At 38.2% G+C, this 26,364-nt stretch carries 20 protein-coding genes; 12 read left to right on the top strand and 8 right to left on the bottom strand.

From position 1 onward, the window contains the following. The first annotated feature begins 639 nt into the window (after positions 1-639). The gene (locus ASE74_RS13435) at positions 640-3,405 is read left to right on the top strand and encodes a P-loop NTPase fold protein (RefSeq protein WP_055909981.1); all 2,766 of its coding nucleotides are present in this window, start codon (positions 640-642) and stop codon (positions 3,403-3,405) included. Positions 3,406-3,654: 249 nt separating this feature from the next. On the opposite strand, the gene ASE74_RS25160 is transcribed toward ASE74_RS13435, so the two are convergent. Beyond that, positions 3,655-3,798: a hypothetical protein gene (locus tag ASE74_RS25160; protein WP_157255426.1), complete on the bottom strand. Its 144-nt coding sequence runs from the start codon at positions 3,796-3,798 to the stop codon at positions 3,655-3,657. 589 nt (positions 3,799-4,387) lie between these two features. Between ASE74_RS25160 and ASE74_RS13430 the strand changes: the two genes are divergently transcribed. After that, a complete protein-coding gene (locus tag ASE74_RS13430; protein WP_055909972.1) occupies positions 4,388-6,760 on the top strand; it encodes an ABC transporter permease in 2,373 nt (790 codons plus the stop codon). A gap of 91 nt (positions 6,761-6,851) precedes the next feature. Then, the gene (locus tag ASE74_RS13425) at positions 6,852-7,346 is read left to right on the top strand and encodes a DUF416 family protein (protein WP_055909969.1); all 495 of its coding nucleotides are present in this window, start codon (positions 6,852-6,854) and stop codon (positions 7,344-7,346) included. Positions 7,347-7,355: 9 nt separating this feature from the next. Here the strand turns inward: ASE74_RS13425 and ASE74_RS13420 are convergent, their stop codons facing one another. Both ASE74_RS13420 and ASE74_RS13415 read right to left on the bottom strand, forming a co-directional pair. After that, positions 7,356-7,721: a helix-turn-helix transcriptional regulator gene (locus tag ASE74_RS13420; RefSeq protein WP_055909966.1), complete on the bottom strand. Its 366-nt coding sequence runs from the start codon at positions 7,719-7,721 to the stop codon at positions 7,356-7,358. A gap of 18 nt (positions 7,722-7,739) precedes the next feature. Next, entirely contained in the window at positions 7,740-9,680 is a 1,941-nt protein-coding gene (locus tag ASE74_RS13415) for an LTA synthase family protein (protein WP_055909963.1), read from the bottom strand. Positions 9,681-10,601: 921 nt separating this feature from the next. On the opposite strand from ASE74_RS13415, the gene ASE74_RS13405 reads away from it, so the two are divergent. From ASE74_RS13405 to ASE74_RS13390, 3 genes are all read left to right on the top strand, one after another. Then, a complete protein-coding gene (locus ASE74_RS13405) occupies positions 10,602-10,898 on the top strand; it encodes a hypothetical protein (RefSeq protein ID WP_055909956.1) in 297 nt (98 codons plus the stop codon). An 820-nt stretch (positions 10,899-11,718) separates the two neighbouring features. Further along, on the top strand, positions 11,719-11,973 hold the full coding sequence (locus tag ASE74_RS13395; protein ID WP_157255425.1) for a hypothetical protein: 255 nt from the start codon (positions 11,719-11,721) through the stop codon (positions 11,971-11,973). A gap of 26 nt (positions 11,974-11,999) precedes the next feature. Further along, complete coding sequence (locus ASE74_RS13390; protein WP_055909946.1) at positions 12,000-13,403, top strand: alkaline phosphatase; 1,404 nt, start codon at positions 12,000-12,002, stop codon at positions 13,401-13,403. A gap of 1,025 nt (positions 13,404-14,428) precedes the next feature. On the opposite strand, the gene ASE74_RS13385 is transcribed toward ASE74_RS13390, so the two are convergent. After that, positions 14,429-15,211: an HAD-IIA family hydrolase gene (locus ASE74_RS13385; protein ID WP_055909943.1), complete on the bottom strand. Its 783-nt coding sequence runs from the start codon at positions 15,209-15,211 to the stop codon at positions 14,429-14,431. Between the two features lie 198 nt (positions 15,212-15,409). Between ASE74_RS13385 and ASE74_RS13380 the strand changes: the two genes are divergently transcribed. Further along, positions 15,410-15,934, top strand: coding sequence for a hypothetical protein (locus ASE74_RS13380; protein WP_055909941.1), 525 nt, complete (start codon positions 15,410-15,412; stop codon positions 15,932-15,934). Positions 15,935-15,954: 20 nt separating this feature from the next. Here the strand turns inward: ASE74_RS13380 and ASE74_RS13375 are convergent, their stop codons facing one another. The 3 genes from ASE74_RS13375 to ASE74_RS13365 form a co-directional block, all read right to left on the bottom strand. Further along, positions 15,955-16,683 carry an esterase family protein gene (locus tag ASE74_RS13375; RefSeq protein ID WP_055909936.1) on the bottom strand — a complete coding sequence of 243 codons (729 nt, stop codon included), beginning with the start codon at positions 16,681-16,683 and terminating at the stop codon, positions 15,955-15,957. A gap of 66 nt (positions 16,684-16,749) precedes the next feature. Further along, entirely contained in the window at positions 16,750-17,337 is a 588-nt protein-coding gene (locus ASE74_RS13370) for a GDSL-type esterase/lipase family protein (protein ID WP_055909933.1), read from the bottom strand. 172 nt (positions 17,338-17,509) lie between these two features. After that, complete coding sequence (locus tag ASE74_RS13365; protein WP_055909930.1) at positions 17,510-18,598, bottom strand: acyl-CoA desaturase; 1,089 nt, start codon at positions 18,596-18,598, stop codon at positions 17,510-17,512. 951 nt (positions 18,599-19,549) lie between these two features. Here ASE74_RS13365 and ASE74_RS13360 point away from each other — a divergent pair. Next, complete coding sequence (locus ASE74_RS13360) at positions 19,550-22,156, top strand: PQQ-dependent sugar dehydrogenase (protein WP_055909927.1); 2,607 nt, start codon at positions 19,550-19,552, stop codon at positions 22,154-22,156. Positions 22,157-22,202: 46 nt separating this feature from the next. Here the strand turns inward: ASE74_RS13360 and ASE74_RS13355 are convergent, their stop codons facing one another. After that, the gene (locus tag ASE74_RS13355) at positions 22,203-22,403 is read right to left on the bottom strand and encodes a hypothetical protein (RefSeq protein WP_055909924.1); all 201 of its coding nucleotides are present in this window, start codon (positions 22,401-22,403) and stop codon (positions 22,203-22,205) included. Positions 22,404-22,591: 188 nt separating this feature from the next. Between ASE74_RS13355 and ASE74_RS13350 the strand changes: the two genes are divergently transcribed. The 4 genes from ASE74_RS13350 to ASE74_RS13335 all read left to right on the top strand — a co-directional run bounded on the left by ASE74_RS13350 (position 22,592) and on the right by ASE74_RS13335 (position 26,241). Beyond that, positions 22,592-22,969, top strand: a complete 378-nt coding sequence (locus ASE74_RS13350; RefSeq protein ID WP_055909921.1) for a response regulator — start codon at positions 22,592-22,594, stop codon at positions 22,967-22,969. A gap of 150 nt (positions 22,970-23,119) precedes the next feature. Next, on the top strand, positions 23,120-23,932 hold the full coding sequence (gene epsC, locus ASE74_RS13345) for a serine O-acetyltransferase EpsC (protein WP_055909918.1): 813 nt from the start codon (positions 23,120-23,122) through the stop codon (positions 23,930-23,932). A gap of 11 nt (positions 23,933-23,943) precedes the next feature. Next, a complete protein-coding gene (gene cysM, locus ASE74_RS13340) occupies positions 23,944-24,816 on the top strand; it encodes a cysteine synthase CysM (protein ID WP_055909915.1) in 873 nt (290 codons plus the stop codon). 162 nt (positions 24,817-24,978) lie between these two features. After that, on the top strand, positions 24,979-26,241 hold the full coding sequence (locus tag ASE74_RS13335; RefSeq protein WP_055909911.1) for an ATP-binding protein: 1,263 nt from the start codon (positions 24,979-24,981) through the stop codon (positions 26,239-26,241). Positions 26,242-26,364 lie beyond the last annotated feature (123 nt).

Below are 26,364 nucleotides of genomic sequence, written 5' to 3'. Positions count from 1 at the left end.
TTTTCATATTGCCAATTAAAATTAATAGTTTTTCTAATAGCCTCGCTGCGCTCGGTCTAGAATTCTACTTTTAACTGGTCTGAATTTGGGGAAGTGCACAACCAAGCATTACGGAGATGCCAACATCAATGTCATTGCAACTGAGATCCTAGGATTAACCAAAATGAACTGGAACTCTCTTGACCTGTATTCTAAACTTCCTTCCACCATAGATTCCTCTAATCAGATTGCAAGGATAGGAAAGTTGCTATCTAGGTTTGAAGGCAAAACCTATGATTACAGATTGTTTATCTAAATAAGAAAAAAGAATATGAATGATTCGTTTTCTTTAATTCAAAATATGGAGAAATCAGAAGTCATAAACGATAGACCAATTGATTTTTAGATTCGAAGTGGACAAACCAGAGAGCCTTGACCCTTTTCACCAAAAATAATTAATTTACAATGACTGGTTTACAGCCAGTCTATTCATAAATCAAAATTGGCGAAAAGGGGTCAATCGAATTGGTTTATGCAGGTTATCAGTACATTAACCCCCAATTAACCACAAAAACATAAAATTCTCTTGCTAATAAAACCAAACAAATCAAGACAAAACAAAGCGATTAATTATTTATTTTTGAACAAACACGCTCAAATATGATATTACTCTCCTATGCATTAAGCCTTATCCAGAAACAAGTTGTCGAAATCGTTGCTCAGCGAATAAAAGATCAAGAAGCTAAAACCATAATTTCAACGCCGCTAGGATCCGGAAGACATTCAATGTTAATTGCTGCTCTGGCGAATAGCGGGGCGATGGAGAACCAAGCAGAACGCATCATCATCATATCTCCAACAATCACTGCCAAAGCCTCGCTCTCTGTCCAAATAGAAGAAAAGCTGAAAATACCAGTAGCAGAATACCACGACAGACTGGATTGGAGCAACACCAAGATCCTCGCCTTAACCATACAGGAGTATTTTAGATTTTTAGAGCAGCATCAACAAGTCTATCCCATCAGCCTAATTGTATTAATGGGCATAGAACATTCAAAGCAGCTTAAGATATCCCAAGTGCAAAAAGACTTTCCCAAAAGCAATGTCCTAGCTTTTATCAACAATGAAAATGCAGATCCTGAATACGGCGAGCCAACCTTTGTCTACTCGACCAAGCAAGCCATCGAAGATGGAATTCTCTCACCTGTCAAATACCTAAGGGTAAACTTAGAACTTAGCCCTGCGCAGTCCCGCTTACACGAATACCTGCCCCAGTTTGATTGGGAAGATGAAAAATTATTTTCCCCAGATGAGCCCATAAATGACTATTTACGCTCCCTTGCTGAAAGCATAATAACCTTAATCAAAAAAGGCAAAACCATCATTATATGTCCTTCAACTGCTTATGCAGAACACCTTAGCGAATCAATAAATCAATTATCAGAATCTAGGATTTCCTCATCCATACATGTTGAACTAGCGCAAGAGCAGTTCCAAGAAATCCATACAAAATTCAAAGACTTAGAATCAAATCTTCAAGTTTTACTTATTGTAAAAACAAACTGGATAATTGATACCAACCCCTATATCCAAAACATCATCCCATTAAAAAAGTTCTATAGCCCTCAAGAACTAAAAGACCTGATTCAAAGGGCCCAAGTACCCGGATTTAAAGAGAAGGAACTTCTCTTTATTGACTACATCGGAAACTATGAACTCATCTCAGATTTGTTTACCGGAACAAATAGTCAACAAGCCATTGATCCAATCACCGTTCCAAGGAAACATTTACTGGAAAGCGATATCCTCTTTAGGGATAAGCGTAACATCGAACCTGTTCTTGCAGCAAATGAACTTGCGCAAGAACTAGCCGAAATCATAAAAATCATTCCGGGAGAACAAGGCACCATGATTGGCATCTTCGGCACCTGGGGAAGAGGAAAAACATTTTTGATGGATTTGGTTTGGAAAGAATTAAAAAAATCAAAAAGATTCATGAAGGTAGAATTCCATGCCTGGAAATACCAAGATACCCCAGCCACCTGGGCCTACCTTTATGAATCACTAGCTGAAAGATATTTCGATGATGGAAAAGAGGAACACAGATTTATAAAATGGGTGAGAAAAGGCCCAAGACTCATAAGATTAAATTACCAAAGAGAAGGCCTGCTCCCCATCTTGAAATTCATAGGCATTTTAACCATTAGCATTATTGGCATTCTACTAATCGATAACTTAGTAGCAGATAAAATCAAGACCTCTGACTGGCTTTACCAAACCTTAAAGATACCGGCGGCAATAAGTTTATTTTTCTACGCCATAATACCCGTGTTCAAGAAAGACTATGCTGCCAAAGCAAAAGACATTTTTTTAAAATACAGCTCAAAACAATCCTTTAAAGACCATCTAGGCTTGCAAGCTGAAATACAAAAAGAAACCTTACATCTACTCAAATGCTGGATCACGACAAAAAACCTAGGTGAAGAAAAAATCATCCTATTCGTTGAAGACATTGACCGTTGCAACGAAGGTAAAGTAATACAAATTATTGACTCCCTGCGTGTATTACTTGAAGAGCCGCAAATAGCCGAAAGATTACTCATCGTTGCCGCAGTAGACGAGCGCATTTTAAAACTAGCCATCAGAAACAAATACCATAGCCTCACTTCACTCGAAAAGACAGATGAGAAAACCCATCACGCTCGGCTTAACAAAATGACAGATGAATACATGGATAAACTTTTCATTTCAGGAATCAAGTTAGGGAAGCTATCCATACATGACCGAGATGACTTTCTGCTTGCGCTCACAAAAAGTGACCGTGAAAAAGACGTGCTGCTGAAGACTCTAGCCGAAATTATCCAGCAGGATCAAAATCATCAAGACGCTAAAATGAGTCCTCATTTACAAGAGATTTTAATTCAAAACGACATCGAAGAATACCAGCAGCGACAAGCTGATGAAGAATTGCTACTGGCTCAAGAACTAGAGGATGATTACATTCCAGAATACGTAGAACCCTCTCAAACTGCCGAAAATGGACATATAAACCGTGAAAGAGGAAAATTAAGTGCTGAAGAAATAGACATTTTAAGACTAGCGACAAAAGATTATAGCAATGCCACCCCAAGACAAATCAGAATCTTCTACTACCGTTACCTCATGGCCAAAAACCTACTCGCCAGACGATATAGAAGCCTCGGAAAAACCAATACCTGGATAAGCGTAAAAAATTCCACTATCGTTGCACGCTTAGTCATCGTCTATACAATACATGAAGAGCCTGAAATATTGCAAACCCATTTGGAAGACATGCTAGCAAGTGACCAAACTTGGATAGATGTAAAACTCATCTCACTTGTTAAAGTAGATACCAAAGACTATATCGAACTGTTAAAGATTTTGAATATCGTAATTGCCTACTGAGGAATAAAGAAAGTCAGTTTATATGTTTATGTATTTCCGATTAGCATAAGACCTCACTCTTTTTCAATTTAAATCAGCCATTAAAAAAGTAGTCTAGTACCCTGATGTTGAACTTAAGATAGCACCCAAAAAAAAGCCCAGCAACAGCCGGGCTTCTAAAAAAAATAAAAACTATAGGAACTAAATTTATCTTTAAACGAGGATTAATTGAACGATTAAAATCGTAAATCCAAGCTAATGTTAATCTTATCATTTCTGCTCAATCCAAATCTTCTCTCCTTTTTTCATCCGCTCAATGGCCACACTAAATTCAGACTTATAAGCCGCATCACCCTTGTGACGCGTTAAATCAAGCTCAAGCGCCTTTTGTTCCCACTTTAGCGCCTCTTCCAATTTACCAGCTCTGTAGAAAGCCTGGTATGGGGTGATGAGTCATTTAGAACCGCTTTTATCGAACCAACCTTCAATGATAACTTACTGAAAATCAACAAAAAAGGGTTGTTTTTTTTTATAAGCAACCCTCTATAATTTCGGCTAAAAAACCGGATAGTGCTCAGTACCGGAGTCGAACCGCCAGTGATTAGTAACTTAAATTACTTCCAATTTTAAAAGAGAATGATTATATTTACATAGCAATTGCAGCTAAAACGTATCAAAAAAATTGGTGAGCGATTAGGTGAGTGAAAATCGAAAACCGCAATTATACTATTTCAACGCTGATTTTAGCACTAGGTGCAAATCCCAGCGGGATCACATCAAAAGCCTTACAGAAATGTGAGGCTTTTTGCATTTAACAATATTTGACAAATATGTTTTTTTACTGTCCGCGGGTGTACACTTGCTGTCCGATAACGAACGCTATTTGATTGGTCGAATCATAAATACCGTCATTTAAGTCATATAATGCATTTTTTTCCTCTTGGCACGCACTTGGTTGTGCATAGCAAAGTTATATTTGTTTAACAGATCAACCAGTGATGCCATGTTCAGTCTAAATTTAAAAATTTCTTTACGCAACCTTTGGAGAAATAAGGTTTCTTCTGTAATCAACATTATAGGTTTGGCTGTTGGTTTATCTGCGTGCCTTTTATTGCTGCTATATGTAAATTATGAAGTAAATTTCGACCGTCATTTTAAAGATGCCGATAAGATTTATCAGGTAATGACCAATTTTCAGGATGCATCAGGGAAAATTACCAGTACCGGAGGTGTACCCGGCAATGGGATTGCAATGGCCATTAAAAATAAAATACCAGAGGTTGATGCCATTACCCGCATCGGTGGGGGAGATAATTCGCTAATTGCCAATGGAGAAAAAAGCTTTAAAAAGACTGATCTTTTTGCCGACCCCGAAATACTTAAAGTGTTTAGTTACGGGTTTATTGCAGGTGATCCGAATACGGCTTTAAATGCACAAAATGGGATAGTATTGACAGAAAGCATGGCAAAACTTTTGTTTGGTACTACTGAGGTTTTGAATAAGACTGTGCGCTATAAAGATGCTTTTAATTTAAAGGTAACTGGGGTGATGAAAGATTTGCCTGCCAATACCACGCTGAGGTACGATTATTTAATGTCGTGGGCTTTTTTTCAAAGCATAAACCCATATGTTAAAAATCCAGGCTGGGGCGATTTTAGTTTTCTTACAATTGCAAAAGTTAACAATCCTAAACTTATTGCGCCCATTAACGCAAAAGTTAAATTACTCTTTAATGAAAACTATAAAGAACAAAAAAATCAGAATTTCCTGTATCCATTATCCGATTTACATTTATATGGCGAATTTAAAAATGGTAAAAGTATAGGTGGCGATATTGATCGCATTTACCTTTTTGTTGCCCTTGCGTTTGGTATTTTGCTGGTAGCCTGCATCAATTTTATGAACATGGCCACCGCTAAATCAGAACGGCGTGCAAAGGAGGTGGGCATTAAAAAAACGATAGGGGCAACAAGGGGATCTTTAATCATTCAGTTTTTAACCGAAGCCATGGTGCTGGTGGTAGTGGCGGTATTGTTTGCCGTTGTAATTGTAGAGGTTACTTTGCCCATTTTCAATAACTTATTGGATATCGATATTACAATCGGTTATACCAATGTAGCCTATTGGGTAGGCATTTTAGGGGTAGCAATGTTTACCGGCCTTTTATCGGGCATGTATCCGGCATTTTTTCTCTCATCGTTTAACCCCATCCAAACTTTAAAAAATAAGGTGGCAAGGGCCAGGTTAATTCCGATTAATTTAAGGCAGGTGCTGGTAGTTGGCCAATTTTGTTTTGCCATTATGCTCATCATCTCCACATTGGTAATTTACAAGCAGATGCAGTACATCAAAAACAGGCCGATAGGCTATAACAGCAATCTGCTTGCAGAGATGGCTCAGGATGGTAACTTATCGGCTAAGTTTGAATTGTTTAAAGCGCAGGTACTTAAAAGCGGTGCGGCCATAGCAGTTAATCAAAGCAGCCAGAGCATGACGCATGTAGGCAATTGGTTTTACGGACTTAAGTGGCCCGATATGGAAGAGAAAGGGAAAGAAATTGTATTTAACCGGCTTCAAACCCAATACGATCTGGTTAAAACCACTGGAATACAACTGTTGGATGGGCGCGATTTTTCAAAAGATTTTGCTTCAGATACAGCCACCATTATGTTGAGCAGCAATGCAGTTAAGGTAATGCAGTTAAAAAATCCGGTGGGTAAAACTGTTGAGCTTTTTGGTAATAAATTAAAAGTGATTGCTGTTTTTAAAGATTTCTTATGGGATTCTCCCTACCGCCCGGGCAAGCCTATGGTGATTAATTTTAGTAAAAATGAAAATAGCAACATTAATTTGCGCTTAAATCCCAACTATAGTTTAAGCAAAAATGTGGAAATGATTTCGGCAATTGCCAAGCAGATCAATCCGCAATACCCTGTAGAAATTAAATTTGTAAACGATCTGTTCACCAGGAAACTGCAATCTGAAAAAATACTCGGTATTCTGGCCAATCTGTTCGGAGGTATTGCAATACTGATTTCGTGCCTTGGTTTATATGGTTTAGTGGCTTACAGTGCCGAGCAGCGCACCAAAGAGTTTGGCGTGCGCCGCGTATTGGGGGCTTCGGTATGTAGCATTATGCAATTGCTTTCGGTATCTTTTTTAAAAATGGTTTTGGTAGCGGCATTTATCGGTGTGCCTTTGGCCTATTACTTTATGAATAAATGGCTTGCCGGTTTTGAATTCAGAACAACTATTTCATTTTCTATGATCTTAATTGCCATTATTGGTACTGCTGTGGTTGCTTTTTTAACAGTAGGTTTTCAGGCTTATAAGGCAGCAAAAGCAAATCCGGTTGAGGCTTTGAAATATGAATAGGCTGCTAAATTGTAGCTGTAAAAATTAGGCATATCTTTGCAAAACTTAATGCCTTGCTTTTATCAAGATTGGGCAATTAACCTGCAATTAAATGAATGCTACACAATTTTACGAACAGCTGAGCGATCAGTTATCCATTTTGCCCAAAAATCAGCGCATTGCTTTTGCTGTAAACATCTGCGATAGACTGCTACCTGATTATATTGATTTTTATGCGCAGTTTAACTGGGGGAATCCTGATATTTTGAAAAGATCGATTCAATGTGCTAAAAATGCCATTGCTAATGTTGTAGATGAACACGAAGTAAAGCAACTTTTAGCCGAACTGGAAGCGGTATTGCCCGATACCGAAGAATTTACTGATCCATTGGGTACTTACGCCTTAAATGCTGCATGTGCCTTATTCGAACTGCTGGAATACCTGCTAAACCAAGAGATAGATCATTTACTAAATATCAGCAGCACCATAACCGATACAATCGATTTTAAGTTGAGCGAGCTGGAAGAAGATTTAAATGAGGATGAAATATTAAATCATCCTGAAATGCTTAAAGAATGGCATCATCAGCTCCAAATCAGCAAATAAAAAACTTGCTTACAATTCTTTCATATGCTCTAACGAGGCAATAATTTTTTTCTGACTTTTAATGGTTTCATTATAAAGTTCGAGCAATCGGTTTTTCTCTTTGATCAGGTTTTTAAGCGAGCTTATGCCATCATTGCTTTGGGTGTTCAGGTTGGTTTCAAACCTGGCCAGGTCTTCATCCTTGCGGTAATATTCAAAAAAATTAACCTCGAGTGCTATCGAAATCCTGGTTAAAATACCCGTATCAATCGTAGTCGATTTAAGTAAAGTGCCTACCCGGTGTTTGCTAATGCCTGCAGCTTCGGCCAGTTGTTCTCTGCTGAAAGATTTTGCTTTCATCTCTTTCCAAATCACCAATCCAATGTTTATGCTCATGCTTGTAGGTTATCGTAATTATTTCTTTTGAGCTTCAAAACCATATAAACCATTTTGGTAGAGGTAAGAGGCCATCTGATAATTGGAAATTGCTTCATTAATCAGCTGTTGATCGGCTGGTATGGCTACAGAACTGCCCGTTTTAAAATCGGGTTTGTAAGTGGCAGCCTTTTTATTCGGATCGAGTATAACCAGTTTGTTGTTTTTAATGTAACCCAAACTCTGGTAAGTACTAATAAAAGCACGTTCATCACTGGTTTTCATTTTAAAAACATCCTGACCGAAAAATTTACTGTTGTAACTAAAATTAAGGTAGCCTAAAATAGTAGGCCCAATATCAATCTGGGCAGTTAACTTATCAAATGTACCAGGTGCAATGTGGCCAGGACTATAAAAAATCATCGGGATGTGGTATTTATCAACCGGTAACTGCACTTTGCCTGCACTGGATGCACAATGATCGGCTACGATAACAAATAAGGTATTTGCAAACCATGGTTTCTGCCTTGCCTCGCGGATAAACCTGCCAATGGCATAATCGGTGTATTTAACTGCTCCCTCTCTGCCTGTGTGTGATGGTATATCAATCCTGCCATCGGGATAGGTATATGGGCGGTGGTTGGAAACGGTCATAATCTGTGCAAAAAACGGTTTGTTATTTTTATAATCTTTATCCAGTTCGCGTAATGAAAGCGTAAACAGATCTTCATCGGCTACGCCCCAGATATTGGAATAATGAATTTCCGAATCTTGTAAGGCACTTCTGTCGGTAACCTGATAGCCATTGTTCGAAAAAAACTCGTTCATGTTATCGAAATAACCATAACCACCATAAATAAACCTGCTGTTGTAGCCTTTTGCACGGAATATACTTCCTAATGTGAACAGATTCTTATTATCAGGCCGTTTCACAATCGATTGTCCGGGTGTAGGAGGGATACAGAGCGAAAGTGCTTCCAAACCACGCACGGTGCGGGTTCCGGATGCATATAGGTTATTAAAAAGGAGTCCTTCTTTAGCAAGCGAATCCAGTTGGGGCGTAATGTGCTGCGTGTTGCCGAAGGTGCCCAAAAACTCGGCACTTAAACTTTCTACACTAATCAGCACTACATTCATTTTGTTTTCGGTGCCTGCATTGCTAATGTTTCTGGATGTGTTTTTAAACGTTCCGTTTTTAGCAAGGGTATCTTGCTGCAATAAATGACTTAAAATTGTTTCGGCATTTTTAATCGGAATCGTTTTATAAAAAGTATTGTAATCGAGTTGATTGTTCCAAAAGGCAAAGCCAAAATCATACATCCCATTGCCCGAGAGCTCATTTACATATTGGTTTTTACTTAGGTATTTTAATTTATGGCTGATACAGAAATAGGTAAAAACAGGCAGGCACAATAGCACCAACGCAACTTTTGTGCGCTGGCCAAAACTGGTTTTGTGGTTGGTAGAGCAGGTAATTTTTTTGCGTAAAAGATATATAACAACCGCAGTAATAATTACCAGCCCAACCATAATGCTGTTAATGGGGTACGACTGGCGGATATTACCGATAACTTCTGTGGTGTATACCAAATAATCGACGGCTATAAAATTATAACGCACCGAAAATTCCTCCCAAAAAAACCATTCGGATACGGCATTAAAAATGAGCGTAAAAACAACAATGAAAAAATAGATAAACAGCAATACCCTGTTAAACTTACGGCCATACCATTTTGCAGGCATAAGCCACAGGTACAGTACAATCGGAATTACCGCGAAAGATGCAGCAGCCAGATCGTAAAACAAACCGATAACAAATATTTTGAACAGGTTAAGTATCGACCAATCAACCAATGTGGCACTAAATAGCAGTAAGGCAAGCCTGGTGAGGAGCGATATTCCGCATAATAACAGGGTAGCTAAAAAAACGGGTCCAAATCTATTATGTAATAAAGTATTGGTTGTTGATTTGATGCTCATAATTAATGATTAATCGAAACTGAAACTAGCATGCTGCCCATTGTAGATAAATGGCGAAGGTAGGTTCCAATTCTGAAGTAATTCTGAAGTTTGGTTAGTGCTGAAAGATAGGCAATAAAGCATTGAAGTTTATAATTTATTAATATGGGCGTAAGTTCGATCCATCACCATATTTCTGGGCCTGGGCATTAAGCAAAAACCATAACATCAGGTATGCGCTTCAATCTAAATAAACACCTTGGGTTTTTAATGCTGTTTAAGATAGCTTGTAGAAGAAAAAATGTTTTGTTTTCGATAATGATCAGGTGCGCAATTTTTGTTTTATTCATTTTATGACCATTGCCGTAATGCTTGAAAATGAACGTTTAGCTTTCCATTGGTTCTGCATTCCCGTTATGCACTTCAATCTTTTTATTGCAGATATTATGCTACCAGCTGCAAGCATAATAGAGATTCTTTTTAAAGCAATAAAAAGGATTTTCGTTGCTACCGGGTTTAGGAACGAAGTATAGTGGTTTATGGCTAACGCTTCTTAACTGAGTATAAGAAAAGGATTATAAAAAGCGGGGGCWTCATTATAAAAAGCGGGGGCRTCATTATAAAAAGCGGGGGCATCATTATAAAAAGCGGGGGCATCATTATAAATGGCAATGGCGATTATTAGAATAGTTAGTTGTACAACTCAAAAGAGTGTTGATAACTGGAATAGTGATTACTAATATTTTTAGTATTTTTGTGTTGATTTAACGCTGTTGGGTTAAGATACCAATGGCTGGAATGCATTAAACTAAATGATGATGAAAGAATTAATAGAACTGATTAAACGCTATTTATTAAAAGAAGCAGAAACTTTAAACCAAATTACGGATAAACCAAAAAAACGCAAGAAAAAGTAAAATACCATATTTTATCATCTGTAAAATGAAACCCAAAGAACTAATCACCAAAAGCGAGCGTTACCAAAAATGGGAGAATTTTAAGTACGAAGAACCGCCTAAACCAACGGTAACTTATTTTACCATTTACGAAAAAGCAAAAGCCGCTAAACATTGGATCTACGACCCCGAAATTAAACGCTGGCAAAGCCCCGAGGAGTTTTTAGAATTGGAGAAAAGAATGAGTGGTGGTGAACCTAAGCGTTTGGAGCGTTTGCAAATGGACACAGATAAACACGGATTTTATAACTGTGTTCATCCTGTTGATCTGTGGTTTTATTAATTATTTGTGTTATGCCAGGCAATATGCAACCTTGAATAGTACCACAAAACTATTTTTTTAAACCGGATTGCAGAAAAGATCCTTTTTTGAAGCAAGGCATTTGTATAGGCTAAAAAGATCGCATCGAAAAGCCGGAACAAACGCCTAACATAACGTTCTGGAACCTGCTTTCCAAATGATTTGGATTGACAAAATTTATGCAACGCTCTATTTCTTAACCATAGATGGACACAGATAAATACGGATTTTTATAGCTGTGTTCATCCTGTTGATCTGTAGTTTTATTAATTATTTGTGTTATGCCAGGCATTATCCAACCTTGAATAGTACCACAAAACTATTTTTTTAAACCAGATTGCAGAGGAGATCCTTTTTTGAAGTAGGGCCTTTGTATAGGCTAAAAAGATCGCATCGAAAAGCCGGAACAAACGCTTAACAGAACGTTCTGGAACCTGCTTTCCAAATGATTTGGATTGACAGAATTTATGCAACGCTCTATCTCTTAACCACAGATGGACACAGATAAACACGGATTCTTATARCTGTGTKCATYCTGTTRATCTGTGGTTATTATTAATTGCCTGTATCATGCTATTGCTTTTGCATGCCTATAATCAACGGCTTTAAAGTCGAATACCGTAGTTTTGAAATGACGCTAACCAAATATAAGTTTTAGCCATTCCCTTAATATTCAATTAAAACTGTGCTAAACTTTTAACAATTTCATAATGCTATATCACCACATTGGTAATGGCTGGCACACATCTTTGTAAATAAAATCAGCATCAAAATACCCCGTGGTTTAAATAATTTAATTGATATGAGATTGATTTCATGTATAGGCATGTTAATGGTTATCCCGGCAGTTGCGCTGCTTACCATGAATAAAGAACTACAACCTCCAAAATCGCCAGCTGGTAACCACATTAAGTTACCTTCCAATGAAATGGAGTCTGTTACTGATACCGATTCTTTATCTCACCAGAAAATGCTGCGTTCAAATCATCCTACATCAGTTCGCCATAATTTTCCATCCAGTAGTTACGCTCAGTCTAAACCATTATTTACGAAATAGTAAAAAGGCAACACCCTTAAAAAAATATGAATAGAAGATCATTGTTAAAAGGCGGATTATTAGCCGGCTTAAGTGCTCCATTAGTTGGGTTTAAAGATGTATTAGCCGCCCCGGTTGGAGGAATAAAAAAAGCAAAAAACATTATCATGATGGTGAGCGATGGGATGAGCATAGGCACTTTGAATATGGCAGATTTGTATGCCAGCCGCACTTTCGGTAAAAGCAGTAAATGGTTAGGTTTATATCGTGATAATAAGGCTGTTCGAGCATTAATGGATACCGCTTCTGCCAGTTCGATGGTTACCGATTCTGCAGCGGCAAGCTCATCATGGGGTGGTGGGTTACGTGTAAGAAATGGTTCGCTCAATGTTGGAATGAAAGGGGAGAAACCTCAACCCATTCTTCAGAAATTTAAAGAAAAAGGTAAAAAAGTTGGTTGTGTAACCACCGTACCCATTACCCATGCCACCCCTGCAGGTTTTTGCGTTAACCTGGATAACCGTGGTGGACAGGATATTATTGCTGAAATTTATTTAGGCCTAAAATTCGATGTAATGATGGGTGGCGGAAGTAAATATTTCGGCGAAAAAAGAGCAGGAGGAAACCTTTTACCTAAATTCTTATCCCAGGGATATAGGGTTGCAGAAAATAGAAATGAAATGTTGGCCCTGGATCAATCCAAGCCGATATTAGGATTGTTTGCTGAAGATGGACTCCCTTACGAGGTAGACCGTATGCACGATGCTGAATTGCAAAAAATGGTGCCAACATTAGCCGAAATGACTGTTAAGGCCATTGATTTGATGAAAGATCATAGAGATGGTTTCGCATTACAGATTGAAGGCGGAAAGGTAGATTGGGCAGCGCATTCAAATGATTTAGGTGGATTAATATTCGATCAATTGGCTTTTGATGAAGCGGTGGGAAAAGTAATTGAGTTTGCTGAAAAAGATGGAGAAACATTGGTAATTATTACTACAGACCATGGCAATGCAAATCCTGGCCTCTTTTATGCAGATGAAGCCAATAAAAAATTTGATAGCTTACAAAACTTTAAACACAGTAATACCTGGTTGCTTGCCCAACTGAACCAATCTTTCAGTGAACAAAAAATCATGGAAATGATTAAAGAAAATCAGGGTATCGAAATGAAAGCCGACGATGTAAAATCGCTACTTGCTCATTTTAAAGATATTGTTCCTAACCAGTTATATAACGAAGCAAACCTTCCATTTTACGAATACGGCAAGATTTTAAGTAAATACACAGATGTGCAATGGGCGGGTATGAACCACACTGGCGATTATGTTGAGCTTACAATGTTCGGCCCCGGATCGGAACTGTTAAAACCTTTTGTTAAAAACTACGAACTTCATAATTTTATGCTTAAAGCAGCCGAAATGCCAGAACATTTTCTGGTAAGGGCCTAGTTAATTATGCGTTAAGTGATCTTACTTTATATTATAAATAGAACATAACTTATTTCTGAGGGTTAATTATTTTAACCACAGACTTACACAGAGATCAGTTTTTGCCACGGAGACATGGAAGGCACGGAGAATTCAAAGATGAACATCTACATCGTCCTCGTTTGTAACGAGGATGTACGAGGAAAGTGATTTTATCGCTCCTTAAAGGAATTATTTTCGCATTGCAAATGCGTACCTTAAATAGTCCTCGTTACAAACGAGGACTATTTAAGACTAAAATAAACACCGCATTAAGATCCCCGCCTGCGCGAGGATGACGGTGTGGCGTAAATAATCTACATTGTCCTCGTTTGTAACGAGGATGTACGAGTAAAGCGATTTTATCGCTCCTTAAAGAAATTATTTTTGCATTGCAAATGCGTACCTCAAAAATCCTCGTTACAAACGAGGACTATTTAAGACTAAAATAAACGCTGCATTAAGATCCCCACCTGCGCGAGGATGACGGTACGAATTAAATATTCTTTTGCCGTCATGCGGTATGGAGTAAATACCTACATCGTCCTCGTTTGTAACGAGGATGTACGAGTAAAGCGATTTTATCACTCCTTAAAGGAATAATTTTCGCATTGCAAATGCGTACCTCAAAAATCCTCGTTACAAACGAGGACTATTTAAGACTAAAATAAACACCGCATTAAGATCCCCGCCTGCGCGAGGATGACGGGTGTGACGTAAATAATCTTTTGCCGTTATACGGTATATGGAGTAAATACTTGTTTAGCGTCATTTCGACCGTAGTGGAGAAATCTTTGTATTTGTTTTTTCAAATTCCTTTAAAAGATTCATCTGAAGCGTGGCACTCTCGTAATGCCAATCCCTGAATTATGAACTATAGACTATGAACCATTGACTATGAGCCATTGACTATAAATCATTGACTATGAACCATTGACTATGAACCATTGACTATGAACCATTGACCATAAACCATCAACTCCAAACTCAAAACTCCCAACTCAAAACTACCTCCCTTCCCACCAGGTTAAAGGAAACTTTATCTCATCAACCGAACTGGCAATCATATCAGGTTTAAAAGCATAATGACCTAAAGTATCTTTGCTTGATATACCCGACAGAACTAAAATTGTTTTATAACCCATCTGTACGCCGCCTTGAATATCGGTTTCCATGGTATCGCCAATAACAGTAGTTTCGCTGGTTTCGAGTCCGAGGAATTTACGGGCCGAACGCATCATCACCGGACTAGGTTTGCCTGTTACAAACGCTTTTCTGCCTGTAGCTTCTTCAATCATGGCTGTGGTTGCGGCAATCCCAAGGTTGTTCCATCCTGGTTTTTTAGGCGATGGATCTCTGTTCGTCGTGATGAATTTTGCGCCCGCAAGAATCATATCTACGGCTCTCTGAACCATTTCTAGCGTAAAGTTTCTTCCTTCTCCAAGCACTACAAATTCTGGGTCGGTATTTACCAGCGTTATTCCGTGATCGTGTAAACTGCTTAATAAACCACCTTCGCCCAGTACGTATGCGGTACCATTCGGACTTTGATCGGAAAGAAATTTACCTGTAGCCATTGCACTGGTATAAACGTGACTTTCTTCAACCTTAATGCCAAGGCCTTTAAGCTTGCGCACAACCTCCAAACCGGTTCGCTGGCTATTATTGGTCATAAAAGCGAAAGGAATATCTTCGTCGATTAATTTTTTAATAAATTTATCAGCACCAAATATCAATTCTTCGCCGCTATAAATCACCCCATCCATATCTATTAATAATCCTTGTTTCATGTTTTTCGAGATTTAATTTGTTTGTATGCAAACTTAATATTTTCTTGTTCAATCAATGTTAATATAAAGTTTTTAGAATTTTCTGGTTCAATATATTCCGGGTTTAATTGATGCTGAAAATAATTTAACATAAACTTAATGTATCAGGTGTAGCGCAAATTCATTTGATCCCGTATTGATTACAAAAACTAAATCCACATGAAAAACGCTTTCAAGCCTACAGCCATTCTTTTAATCGCGCTAAGCACTTTGCTCGCCTGTAAAAAGAAAACCGCAGACCCTATTGAAACCATTGTAGACGATAAAGATTTAACCGGTTGCCCGGTGGGTACAACCTGTTATTATCAATATGTAAATAAGGCCACAATGCTTGATCGCCAGATTACCTTAACCACCGGACAATACCGCGTTTTCTGGTCAAAAAACATAGGTTATGGCGCGAGGTCATTTTATTTCCTGGCTCCGATGATGGGCGATAATTTTGTTCTTAATGATAAGGATGTAGCTGAGGGCAGGGTAAAATATGTAAGTGATTGCCCATCATGTCTTTCAATATCTTTAAAAGCTTTAACCGGGACAGTAAAAGGTATAAGGGTAACCAAAACTAGTGTTCAGGGTGAAAAGTGGTTGGTAGAATCTAATATCGTTTTGGCTGTTGAAGGAACCACAACACCTTTCGACACGGTGCACGTTAAACAATATTATTTTCCCGCTGTACAATAATCATTCATTTTACATGACACTTAAATGTACATTGGTGCCATTTTTCGCCAGTAATGGGGTCGGTGCGCATTGCTTTGCCAGGTATGAAACTGATTGGGTATTCCTTTTTCCCATAAAAGACTGCTCAGGTGCTGGTTTCCACTTAAAAATGGGTCAGTTTCGCCAACTGCCAAGATGATTTCCATACTTCGCACTTCCGAAAGTAATTTATCATCATTAAGATTGGCAATGTATTGAGCTGGCATGTTGTAATACACTTTTTCGTTATGAAAACCATTTAATAAATCTCTAAAATCACCAATATTATCCGTAAGATCATAACGGCCGCTTATTCCAACAGCTTTTTTAAATAACCATGGGTACTTCATGGCCAGATTGATGGCGTGGTAAGCGCCCATGCTGCAGCCTGCAGTTTCTATATAACCGCCACCGTTTTTTTGATCAATAAGTGGCATTACTTCTTCCAATAAGTATTTTTCATACTGGAGATGACGTTCAATCCGCACTGAAGGAAATACTTCATTATTATAAAAACTTTCGCCATCAATACTATCCACGCAAAAAACCTGAAGCTCGCCGTTTTCAATCTGATCGCTCAATGAGGCGATAATTCCCCAGTTTTCGTAATCATAAAACCGGGCCATCCGCGTAGGAAAAAAGATAACTGCCCGCCCGCTTTGTCCGAAAACTAACAATTCCATATCCCTTTGAAGGTTATGGCTGAACCATTTATGGTATTCCCTGTTCATTTGCTTAAAATTCTTTATGGAAAAGTAGTGCTTCGATGTTATCGGGATATTAATTATAGGTAATGATTAACCTATTTTATCTTTAACAATTTCGGCCCATAAACGATAACCTTCTTCGCTTAGGTGTAAGCCATCATGATCGTATAATGCAGGATCAGGATTGCCCGCTTTATTTAGCATTTTTTTAAATACATCAATAAATTTCCAGTTGCCATTAATTTTAATGATTTCACTTTCAATCAGGTTATTGGTATACCTAAACTGATCGGCCATATGCCAACGGTTTAAACTTGGCTTTAAAGAAATAAAATAACAGGGCAGGGGGCCAAACCTTAAATTTACCTTAACCATTAACTGCTGAAAAAAAATAAAGATCTCTTCAGGGTTCCGGCCATCTCCAAGGTCGTTATCGCCAGCATAAACCACTAACGATTTGGGTTTATAATCAGTCATGATCCGTTCGAAAAACCAAACACAAGCAGCTAGGGTAGAACCGCCGAAACCCAGGTTGGTAACTTTAGTGAAATCAAAATCATCTTCCAAATTCTTCCATAAGCGGATTGATGAACTCCCGTAGAAAATAATTCCCGGATGCTCGCGATCCATTCGATGCCTTTTCTCCAATTGTTTAACCTCTTCTTCGTACCAGTACATATTGCTAAGATAAAAAGTTCTGCCCTTTGAAGAAATGGATTTATGTTAAGTTTTTGTGAATAGAAAAGTATTCATAAGTCAATAACTTATAAAGTTAACCCGTTAATTTTTTAAGTGGTTAAACTGATGATCAACTTAACTTTGTACAAGATTATACTTCTAGCACGAAAAATTAATCAGCCAGCTCAGGCCTGCCCATTTTCTTTAATATGCGGTAATGGGAGCGCAAAGCGAGAAGGAAAGTTGCATTTTCATGGTAAGGCAGGTTAAAGTCTAAAGCCGTTTGCTTAACAATGCCTGCAATTCTTCCATAATGTATATGGCATATTTTTGGGAAAAGATGGTGTTCAATTTGTCTGTTTAACCCGCCAAGAAAAAATGCTGAAATGCGGCATTCAGTGGCAAAATTTGCTGTAGTGCGCATTTGGTGCTCTGCCCAGGCTTCTTCCATATTACCATCGGCGTTGGTTACAGGGAAAGTTGTTCCCTCTACAACGTGGGCCAACTGAAAAACAAGTCCCATGGTTAATCCCTGAGCCATATGCAATACCACAAAACCAATGGCAACCTGCCACCAACTAAGCGGCATTACCAAAATGGGCAAACCGATAAACACAAAATAATAAAGGAATTTATAGAAAAAAAGGTTAAAATATTCAATTTTTGGGTGTGTATGCTGACAGGCCCCTACGCTTTTCTGAAAGAATTTTTTATAATCTTTGCGGAATACCCACGAGAGTGAAGCCAAACTGTATAAAGGAAAAGCATACCATTGCTGGAAACGTTGGTGGGGCTTTAATTCATCCTCATTACAAATGCGGATTAAACCTGGAGCCACTTCAATATCTTCATCATGCCCGGGGATATTGGTGTAAGTATGGTGCACCACATTGTGCGTAATGTTCCAAACATAAGGGTTTGCACCCACCATATGAAAAAGGAAACTGAAAAATGAATTGATCCGTTTAGAGTTTGAAAAAGAGCCATGAATAGCATCATGGCAAATGTTAAAGCCTATAAAAGCACATGTTGCGCCAAGTAAAACAGTTAAGCCTAAAAGTAATGCAGTGCTAATGGGTAAAAGTAATATCACAAAATAAAGTACCAGGAATACGGTTAAGAAAAAGCAGGCTTTAAACCACATTAATTTGTTGGCATTTGTACTTCTGTTGTTTTCCTTAAAATCTTTATTTACCCTACGGCGAACTTCGGCGTAAAAAGAATTTCCCGTTAAACAGGGGAATTTTGCTTTTGATTTCATGATCTTGTGCGCTTATCTACCCCATGTACGAGGTCGATACTCCAAGTTCATTAAGTTTTATATGTATGCTGGTATTTTTGCCAGGCTAAGTTATAAACGTAAACTGCTACGTTTTAGTTTTCTACGAAGATAATAACTTTAGTTGTTGATGTACCTGAGCTAAATGTTAAATTATGTTACCATTTTAACAGTAATGCCGCTTTTGTTATAAGCGTTGAAGGATACAAAAAGGAAGATGGCCGAAAATGCTTTTGTAAAACTTATTGCATTACCAAACAGCCCGGGCTATATTGTGCGGGAAAGTATAAAAAAAATTAATGCAGACTACTCACTGTAGTTCCTCTTATTAGCAGCATAAATATGGTACCAGATGTACAGAATCCATATTAACACCACTGTACTATAAACCAATTCAGGGTCAGAAGCATCCTTCGTGATTAACAGCGCAATGGAGGAAATCAGGGCAGTCAGGAAGAAATAAAGAATATTTTTCATAACGTACTGATTTAATGAATGTTGGATTTAGTAAATATAATAAAATATCTTTTTCGAACCAACTGTTTTTTAAAATAATTTGTTAAAATGTGTTTAAACTATTTAATTGTTCCATTTTTATTATGTTTTTCATCTATTTGTTTGTTTTTTAAAGCATTACTGCAATAATAAATCAGATGTTTGGGCTATTTTATTGGAATTGTTTTTTTTAGTAACTATTGTGAAGGATTTGACTCAATCTTTAATAGGTAGACGCATGAAGCGTTAATTTACTTTAAAATTTAAAGAAGATATTTAAATTTTCTTTAGCTGCTGTAACAGAATTCAAAAAAAAGAATTTAATAACACGCGATTGGTTAATAAGTGCATAAAACAGCACAAAATTGTGGCATAATAGAATTTAGATTTTTTTGTATGTTTACCCGACAACTAACCAGAAAATAATAACACACACAAATGATTAAATTTTCTTTAAGCTTAATTTCGTTTACATTAGTTTTTTTTGGACTAAAAAGCTTATTCAATGAACCAAAAGCATCACAGGCCTTACCGCCCGAATTAACCATTACCAATTTTGCAGGCCCTGATGTTACCCCAAGTCCGGCTTGTTTAGCCGTTGCCCCAACAGGCGAAGTTTTTGTTGGTGTTGATATGATCGGCTCTTTAGGAAAAGATCCAGGTAAAGGACATATCCTGAAATTAATTGATAAGGATAATGATGGCAAAATGGACCAGCATGTAGATTTTGCAGAAGTAGATAACCCAAGGGGGATTATTGTGCAGGGAAACCAGGTATTTGTTTTGCACACCACTTTTTCTAAAGAAACAAAGCAGGCTACCGGTATGAATTTAGTCGTATTTGAAGATAAAGACGGCGATGGAAAGGCAGATGGACCAGAAAAGCCACTTATTGAGCACATTAGCAATGCAAAATACATCCGCGAACGTGGTACCGACCACGCCACCAATGGCATAAGAATGGGAATTGATGGGTGGATTTATATTTCGGTTGGAGATTTTGGATTTCACGATGCGGTAGATCGCTCAGGCAAAAAGTTAACCATGCTTGGCGGTGGCATATTGCGCGTGCGCCCCGATGGTACCGAAATGGAAATATTTACGCATGGTACCCGCAATGTGTACGATGTAGCGATTGATCCTTATATGAATGTTTTTACCCGCGAAAATACCAATGATGGTGGGGGTTGGAATGTGCGTTTCTCTCACCACATCCAATCAGGTGAATATGGCTATCCGGTTTTATTTCAGAATTTTACAGATGAAATTATTCCTGCGTTGGCAGATTTAGGTGGAGGATCGGGTACAGGTGCATTATTTATGGATGAACCCAACTGGCCTGAACAATATAACCATGTGCCAATGATGGCCGACTGGGGCAGAAGCATGCTTTACATCCACCGTGTATCAACCGATGGACCAACCTTTACACAAAAGGATGAAGAGTTTATCAAATTACCTCAAATTACCGATTTAGATGTTGATGGCTCAGGAAGGCTCTACCTTTCAGCATGGGATGGTGCAGGTTATTCTGGTAGCCCGGATAAAGGATACATTGTTCGTGCAGTGCCAAACAACTGGACTTATAAGGCTTTTCCAGATGTTAAAAAAGCTTCTGTTAAAAAACTAACAGAATTACTAAAATCAAATAGCGCAGTGGCAAGGCTTACGGCTTCGCAAGAATTGGTGTTACGCAATGATAAACAGGCCATTAATGCGGCATTAAAAATTGCTTCCGACCAAAGTTTAGCACTTGATGTACGTGTGGCGGGTATTTTTACATATGCACAGCTCACCAAAGAGAATGGTATTGCTACTTTAGTTGAATTTACCAAAGATAAAACCTTAAAAGAATTTGCTTTAAAGGCACTTGCCGACCGTAAAACTTACATTGATAAGGTACCTGTAGAACCATTTTTGGCAGGGCTAAAAGATTCTTCTTTACGCGTTCAGGCCACTTCCATAATTGGTTTAAACCGTTTAGGGCGAGCAGAAGTAGCCAATGTACTTTTACAAACAAATGTTCCGGCTTCATTTACTGCGCCTGCCAAAGGTACAGAAGGGCCGCATGCTACGCCAAACTCAGCAATTATTTTACCTCACTTAGCTGTTCGTGCTTTGGTTGATCTTAATGCTGTAGATGCTTTGCTTGCTGCTGTTAAAACCGAAAATTCAACACTTGCACTTTGGGCGTTGCGTTATATCCATACCGAAAAAGCTGTTAATGGCTTGATTGAAAATTACAATCAATCGAAAGATGAAAAGTTAAAGCAACAGATTTTGGTTACGTTGGGCCGTTTGTATAAAAAGGAAATTGCTTACGATGCGAGCTGGTGGTGGGGTACACGCCCCGATTCGCATGGCCCATACTTTAAAGCTGTTTCATGGGAAGGCTCTCCTGCAATTGAGAAGTTTTTAAAGGCAGAGGCTGCAAAAGCAGGTGCCCAGGGCAAACAGTTTTATGTAGATTTAAATGCGCGCCAAAGGATGGATATTCCTGAATTTGCTGAAGAGGAAAAAGTAGCAGCTGCAGAAGAACCTAAAATTGATTTGGAAAAAATTAAAAATCAAAAAGGCCAGGTAGGCAAATCTTCTATTGAAGATGTATTGTTGGCCATTAATAAATTACAGGGAAATCCGCTAAAAGGAAGAAACATTTTCAATAACCAGGGTTGTATTGCTTGCCATAGCTTAAGTAAAAGTGAAAAAATGAAAGGTCCGTTTATGGGGCAGATTGGCTCCATCATGAACCGTGAGCAGATTGCAGAATCTATATTAAAACCTAGTGCTTCTATTTCACAAGGCTTTGCATCGGTATTAATTACTGCCAAAGGTGATCATACCTATATGGGTTTTATCACCGAAGAAACAGCTGCCAAAGTTGTTTTGCGCAACATTGCCGGGGAAGTATTTACCATAAAGGCAGGCGATATTTTAACGAGAAAGGAAATGGAAAACTCCATGATGCCTGAAGGTTTGGCCAATTCGTTGTCGTACGAAGAACTTGCTTCTTTAGTTACTTTTTTATCTGAACAGAAAAAATAAATTAATATGCATAATTCCGGTCGGGTTTGCCGATCGGAATACTTTATTAAATCTGATTATTCTTATTCCAATTTCTGCGGATGATAATCAGTTCTCCATCTACAAGCTGAAATACGTAGCTGTTTAGGCTTATCGACTTGAATACTGCAATACGGTATACCAGGCCAGATTTCTCTTCAAAGGTAATTTCTTCACCGATATAAACCCGATCCAGTTCCTTTGCCGTTGTTTTATCGGTAATAAACATATAGAGAGAACACTAGTTTCAGAACAGTGTTTTAGAAATATTTATATTCTTGCACAATGTATACGTATAAACCTCATAGGTGTAGTAATATTTTGTATTTATACCTGTTTTCTTTATTTCAGGGTTATTCCTTCAGGTTTTAGCTTCAAAATTCCTATCTTAATATAAATTGTTATAAATACAATATAATGCATCGGATATTAATTGAGGAAACTGACGGATCTATTTTAGAGGTACTCAAAATTGCATTGGAAGAAGAAGGATTTATCACCCTTGGAACCATCGGTTTTAAACCAGGTTTTATGGAACTGGTAGATAATTTCAAGCCTCACACTGTTATTTTGGATTTTCGCCTCAACCGGAAAGATGCAACCTGCATTTGCCAATCCATTAAAAATAAATATCCATACCTCCCGGTGCTTGCGTTAAGTTGTAACATTGATATCCACCTGAACTATAAGCTGCATGGATTCGACGATTACATCAGTAAACCTTTTGATTTAAAAGTACTTTATAAAATACTACGAAAACATACTGCTGGTTCGGTTCAGCACCATCAGGAATAGCACCTATTAATTTATTTCATTGTTATTGGTGCGCAATTTTTAAGATAAAACAGCAGTATTTGTTTTGGTTTAAAAAAACAAAACTTACATTTAGCGATTAAATCTATATACCTAGTCGATGAGCAGATTGACCAGGTATGACCACCGATTATGGAAGACCATTTTTTTGAACAAATATTTAAAAACCCTCAAGAGCAACCAAATATCCCACCAAATGAAGTCATCTCCCTTTGGGCGGAACGACTCATTCAGGTGCTTTTTCCAGAAAACTCGGCCAAGGTATTTGCAACTGTAGAAGAAGTAAAGGCTTATATTTCAGTTTTGGAACTAGAGCTTTATGATATTATATCGAGTAGCTGTAAGCTTAAAAATGCAGAATGCAAAAATGCAGCCGGTCAGTTTTTCGGAATGTTGCCCGAACTTTATCGGGTATTAAATACCGATATTGTTGCGATATACGAGGGCGATCCGGCGGCACAGAGCAGGTTTGAGGTGGTTAGAACTTATCCTGGTTTTTATGCCATCTGTTTCTATCGTATTGCCCATATGCTCTACCAATTCGGCATTCCGCTGGTACCCAGAATCCTCACTGAATATGCGCATTCTAAAACAGGTATTGATATCCACCCTGCGGCCAGTATCGGCGAATATTTCCACATCGATCATGGAACAGGGATTGTAATCGGCGAAACCAGTACAATTGGGCGCTATGTGAAACTTTACCAGGGCGTAACCTTAGGAGCATTGAGTGTAAAAAAAACATTGGCAGGCAGCAAACGCCATCCAACGGTAGAGGATAGGGTAGTAATTTACTCTGGGGCAACCATTTTAGGAGGCGAAACCGTTATCGGCCATGATAGTATCATAGGGGGGAACGTTTGGCTTACAGATAGTATTCCGGCGTTTTCTACAGCGTATCATTCGCCAATCATTACCATAAGAAACCATAAAGAAACCATTTAACATATTAAAATATGGCAGGAATAATCGATCTGATCGGAAATACGCCAATGGCTGAGCTGCAAAAGCTGAACATTAATCCGGCAGTGAGGGTATTTGCTAAATTAGAAGGCAATAACCCGGGAGGAAGCGTTAAAGACAGGGCTTCGCTAAATATGATCAGGAGCGCAATAGAACGTGGCGAAATAAAACCTGGTACAAAACTGGTTGAAGCAACAAGTGGTAATACGGGTATTGCGCTGGCGATGATTGCAAGTTTATACCGTTTGGATATTGAACTGGTAATGCCTGCCAACTCTACACGCGAACGTAAGGTAACCATGGAGGCATTTGGTGCGCAGGTAACTTTATTGGATAGCATTGAAGATTGTAGAGATTATGCGGAAGAAAAAGGAAGCAGCGAGGGGTATTTTTTGCTCAACCAGTTTGCAAATTCAGATAATTACCTTGCACACTACAAAACAACAGGACCGGAAATCTGGAAAGATACCAACGGAGCGATTACTCATTTTGTAAGCTCGATGGGTACTACAGGAACCATTATGGGCTGCTCACGTTTTTTAAAAGAAAAAAATAAAGATATACAGATTGTTGGCTGCCAACCTACCGAAGGTTCATCTATACCGGGAATAAGGAGATGGCCTGTTGAATATTTACCTAAAATATTTGAGCCAGAGCGGGTAGATCGTGTGATGGATATTGCACAGGAAGAAGCCACTTTAATGTCGAGAAGAATGGCTAAAGAAGAAGGCTTGTTTGCAGGCATGAGTTCGGGTGGGGCATGTGCCGCTGCATTAAAACTTGCAGGCGAACTGGATAAAGGGACTATAGTATTTATTGCCTGCGATCGTGGTGACCGTTACTTAAGCAGTGATCTTTTTGGTTAATATTTTAGTTGCTTTAGGATTTTTGATTGTATGCCAACATTTTAATTGACCTAATCAAGTATTTATAACAATAAATTCTACATTGAGGATGTTTAAAACTTATTTCTACGCTAACTTTTAGGATAAAAATAATATGATATATTTGCTAATTAAATTAGCATCATGTCGGTAAAGGTTAACATTACATCCAAAGGAATTCAAAAGGTACTTAAAAACTACAATGAAAAACAAGCTATCGCTGAATATATCTGGAATGGCTTTGATGCCAATGCAGATACCATCAGGATAGATTATGTTGCCAATCCGCTTGGCCTTTTAGAAAGCCTTAGTGTTGCTGATAATGGTTATGGAATTAACTTCGAACGCTTACAACAAAAGTTCGATCCCTTTTTTGAATCCGAAAAATCGATTCAAATTGTTGCGCCAAAGCATACTTCAAAAATGCATGGACGTAATGGCGTTGGCCGGCTTACCTTTTTTACTTTCGCGCATGATGCCGTTTGGCGAACCTCTTACAAAACAGAGCAGGGCTACCAGCAAGGCGAAATAAAAATCAGTACTGGTGGATTGAACAGTTACAGTCATGATTTTACCGAGACAACTCATGCTATTGGCGAAACAGGTACAACTGTTGCTTTTAGTAACTTGAAAATCAGCGTGCAAGATGTTGAAGAAACCGTGCTTCCATTTTTGATCAACGAATTTTGTTGGTTTATTGAGCTTAACAAACACAAAAACTACGCAATTATTGTAAATGGCGAGGCATTGGATTTTAGCAGCAACGTTAAAATTTTAGAAGAATTTAATCTTTTTTATCCCGATTCTGCGGTTACATTTAAGGTGAAGTACGTTCATTGGAAAGAAAACCTGCATCGAGAGTTATCCAAATACTATTTTTTAGCGGGAGGCGAGGAGATATATAAAGATTATACTACGCTTAACAAAAAGAGCGATGATTATTTTCACAGCATTTATATTGATAGTGATTTCTTTCGTGATTTTGATTTTAAGAGTTTCGAAAATGAAGGTCAGGTAGCCATATTTGGTGCTGCAAAATCTTCTCCTGAATATCGGTTCCTGATTAAAGAGCTTACCGAATACCTGAAACATAAGAGAAAGCCGTTTTTAAAAGAATACGCCAGCCGTTTGATAGAAAGTTATGATCAGGATGCCATATTTCCAGCTTATTCATCTCCAACGGAAACAGCACAACATAAGGAACCATTGGTTAATTTAATAAAGGCATTATACGAAATAGAACCAAAGCTGTTCAGTAGCTTAAATACCGACCAAAAAAAGACATTGGTACGGTTGATTGATCTGCTGCTGCGCTCGGGTCAACATAGCCAACTGTTGGAAATGTTTAATGGATTGATTGAACTGGAACCTGAAGAGCAAAATGAATTGCGTTTGCTGCTGAATTAAGGCGATTCATTATAAATTATATAGAAAATAAGTTAATATGGGTCTTCGACTCCGCTCAGACTGACAAATTTCAAAAAAAATAGACATCACTGAAGCAAAGCGTAGTGTATAGATCTATTACAA

Source organism: Pedobacter sp. Leaf216, from assembly GCF_001421515.1.
Lineage (GTDB): Bacteria > Bacteroidota > Bacteroidia > Sphingobacteriales > Sphingobacteriaceae > Pedobacter.
The sequence above is the reverse complement of the archived record's forward strand: the minus strand, read 5'-3'. Positions and strand labels throughout refer to the sequence as shown.

What these genes read in the sequence shown, in the direction of transcription:
- ASE74_RS13435 (WP_055909981.1), top strand. Translation starts at nt 640, where the DNA reads ATGATATTACTCTCCTATGCATTAAGCCTTATCCAGAAACAAGTTGTC.
- ASE74_RS13430 (WP_055909972.1), top strand. Translation starts at nt 4,388, where the DNA reads ATGTTCAGTCTAAATTTAAAAATTTCTTTACGCAACCTTTGGAGAAAT.
- ASE74_RS13425 (WP_055909969.1), top strand. Translation starts at nt 6,852, where the DNA reads ATGAATGCTACACAATTTTACGAACAGCTGAGCGATCAGTTATCCATT.
- ASE74_RS13420 (WP_055909966.1), bottom strand. Translation starts at nt 7,721, where the DNA reads ATGAGCATAAACATTGGATTGGTGATTTGGAAAGAGATGAAAGCAAAA.
- ASE74_RS13415 (WP_055909963.1), bottom strand. Translation starts at nt 9,680, where the DNA reads ATGAGCATCAAATCAACAACCAATACTTTATTACATAATAGATTTGGA.
- ASE74_RS13405 (WP_055909956.1), top strand. Translation starts at nt 10,602, where the DNA reads ATGAAACCCAAAGAACTAATCACCAAAAGCGAGCGTTACCAAAAATGG.
- ASE74_RS13395 (WP_157255425.1), top strand. Translation starts at nt 11,719, where the DNA reads ATGAGATTGATTTCATGTATAGGCATGTTAATGGTTATCCCGGCAGTT.
- ASE74_RS13390 (WP_055909946.1), top strand. Translation starts at nt 12,000, where the DNA reads ATGAATAGAAGATCATTGTTAAAAGGCGGATTATTAGCCGGCTTAAGT.
- ASE74_RS13385 (WP_055909943.1), bottom strand. Translation starts at nt 15,211, where the DNA reads ATGAAACAAGGATTATTAATAGATATGGATGGGGTGATTTATAGCGGC.
- ASE74_RS13380 (WP_055909941.1), top strand. Translation starts at nt 15,410, where the DNA reads ATGAAAAACGCTTTCAAGCCTACAGCCATTCTTTTAATCGCGCTAAGC.
- ASE74_RS13375 (WP_055909936.1), bottom strand. Translation starts at nt 16,683, where the DNA reads ATGAACAGGGAATACCATAAATGGTTCAGCCATAACCTTCAAAGGGAT.
- ASE74_RS13370 (WP_055909933.1), bottom strand. Translation starts at nt 17,337, where the DNA reads ATGTACTGGTACGAAGAAGAGGTTAAACAATTGGAGAAAAGGCATCGA.
- ASE74_RS13365 (WP_055909930.1), bottom strand. Translation starts at nt 18,598, where the DNA reads ATGAAATCAAAAGCAAAATTCCCCTGTTTAACGGGAAATTCTTTTTAC.
- ASE74_RS13360 (WP_055909927.1), top strand. Translation starts at nt 19,550, where the DNA reads ATGATTAAATTTTCTTTAAGCTTAATTTCGTTTACATTAGTTTTTTTT.
- ASE74_RS13355 (WP_055909924.1), bottom strand. Translation starts at nt 22,403, where the DNA reads ATGTTTATTACCGATAAAACAACGGCAAAGGAACTGGATCGGGTTTAT.
- ASE74_RS13350 (WP_055909921.1), top strand. Translation starts at nt 22,592, where the DNA reads ATGCATCGGATATTAATTGAGGAAACTGACGGATCTATTTTAGAGGTA.
- epsC (WP_055909918.1), top strand. Translation starts at nt 23,120, where the DNA reads ATGGAAGACCATTTTTTTGAACAAATATTTAAAAACCCTCAAGAGCAA.
- cysM (WP_055909915.1), top strand. Translation starts at nt 23,944, where the DNA reads ATGGCAGGAATAATCGATCTGATCGGAAATACGCCAATGGCTGAGCTG.
- ASE74_RS13335 (WP_055909911.1), top strand. Translation starts at nt 24,979, where the DNA reads ATGTCGGTAAAGGTTAACATTACATCCAAAGGAATTCAAAAGGTACTT.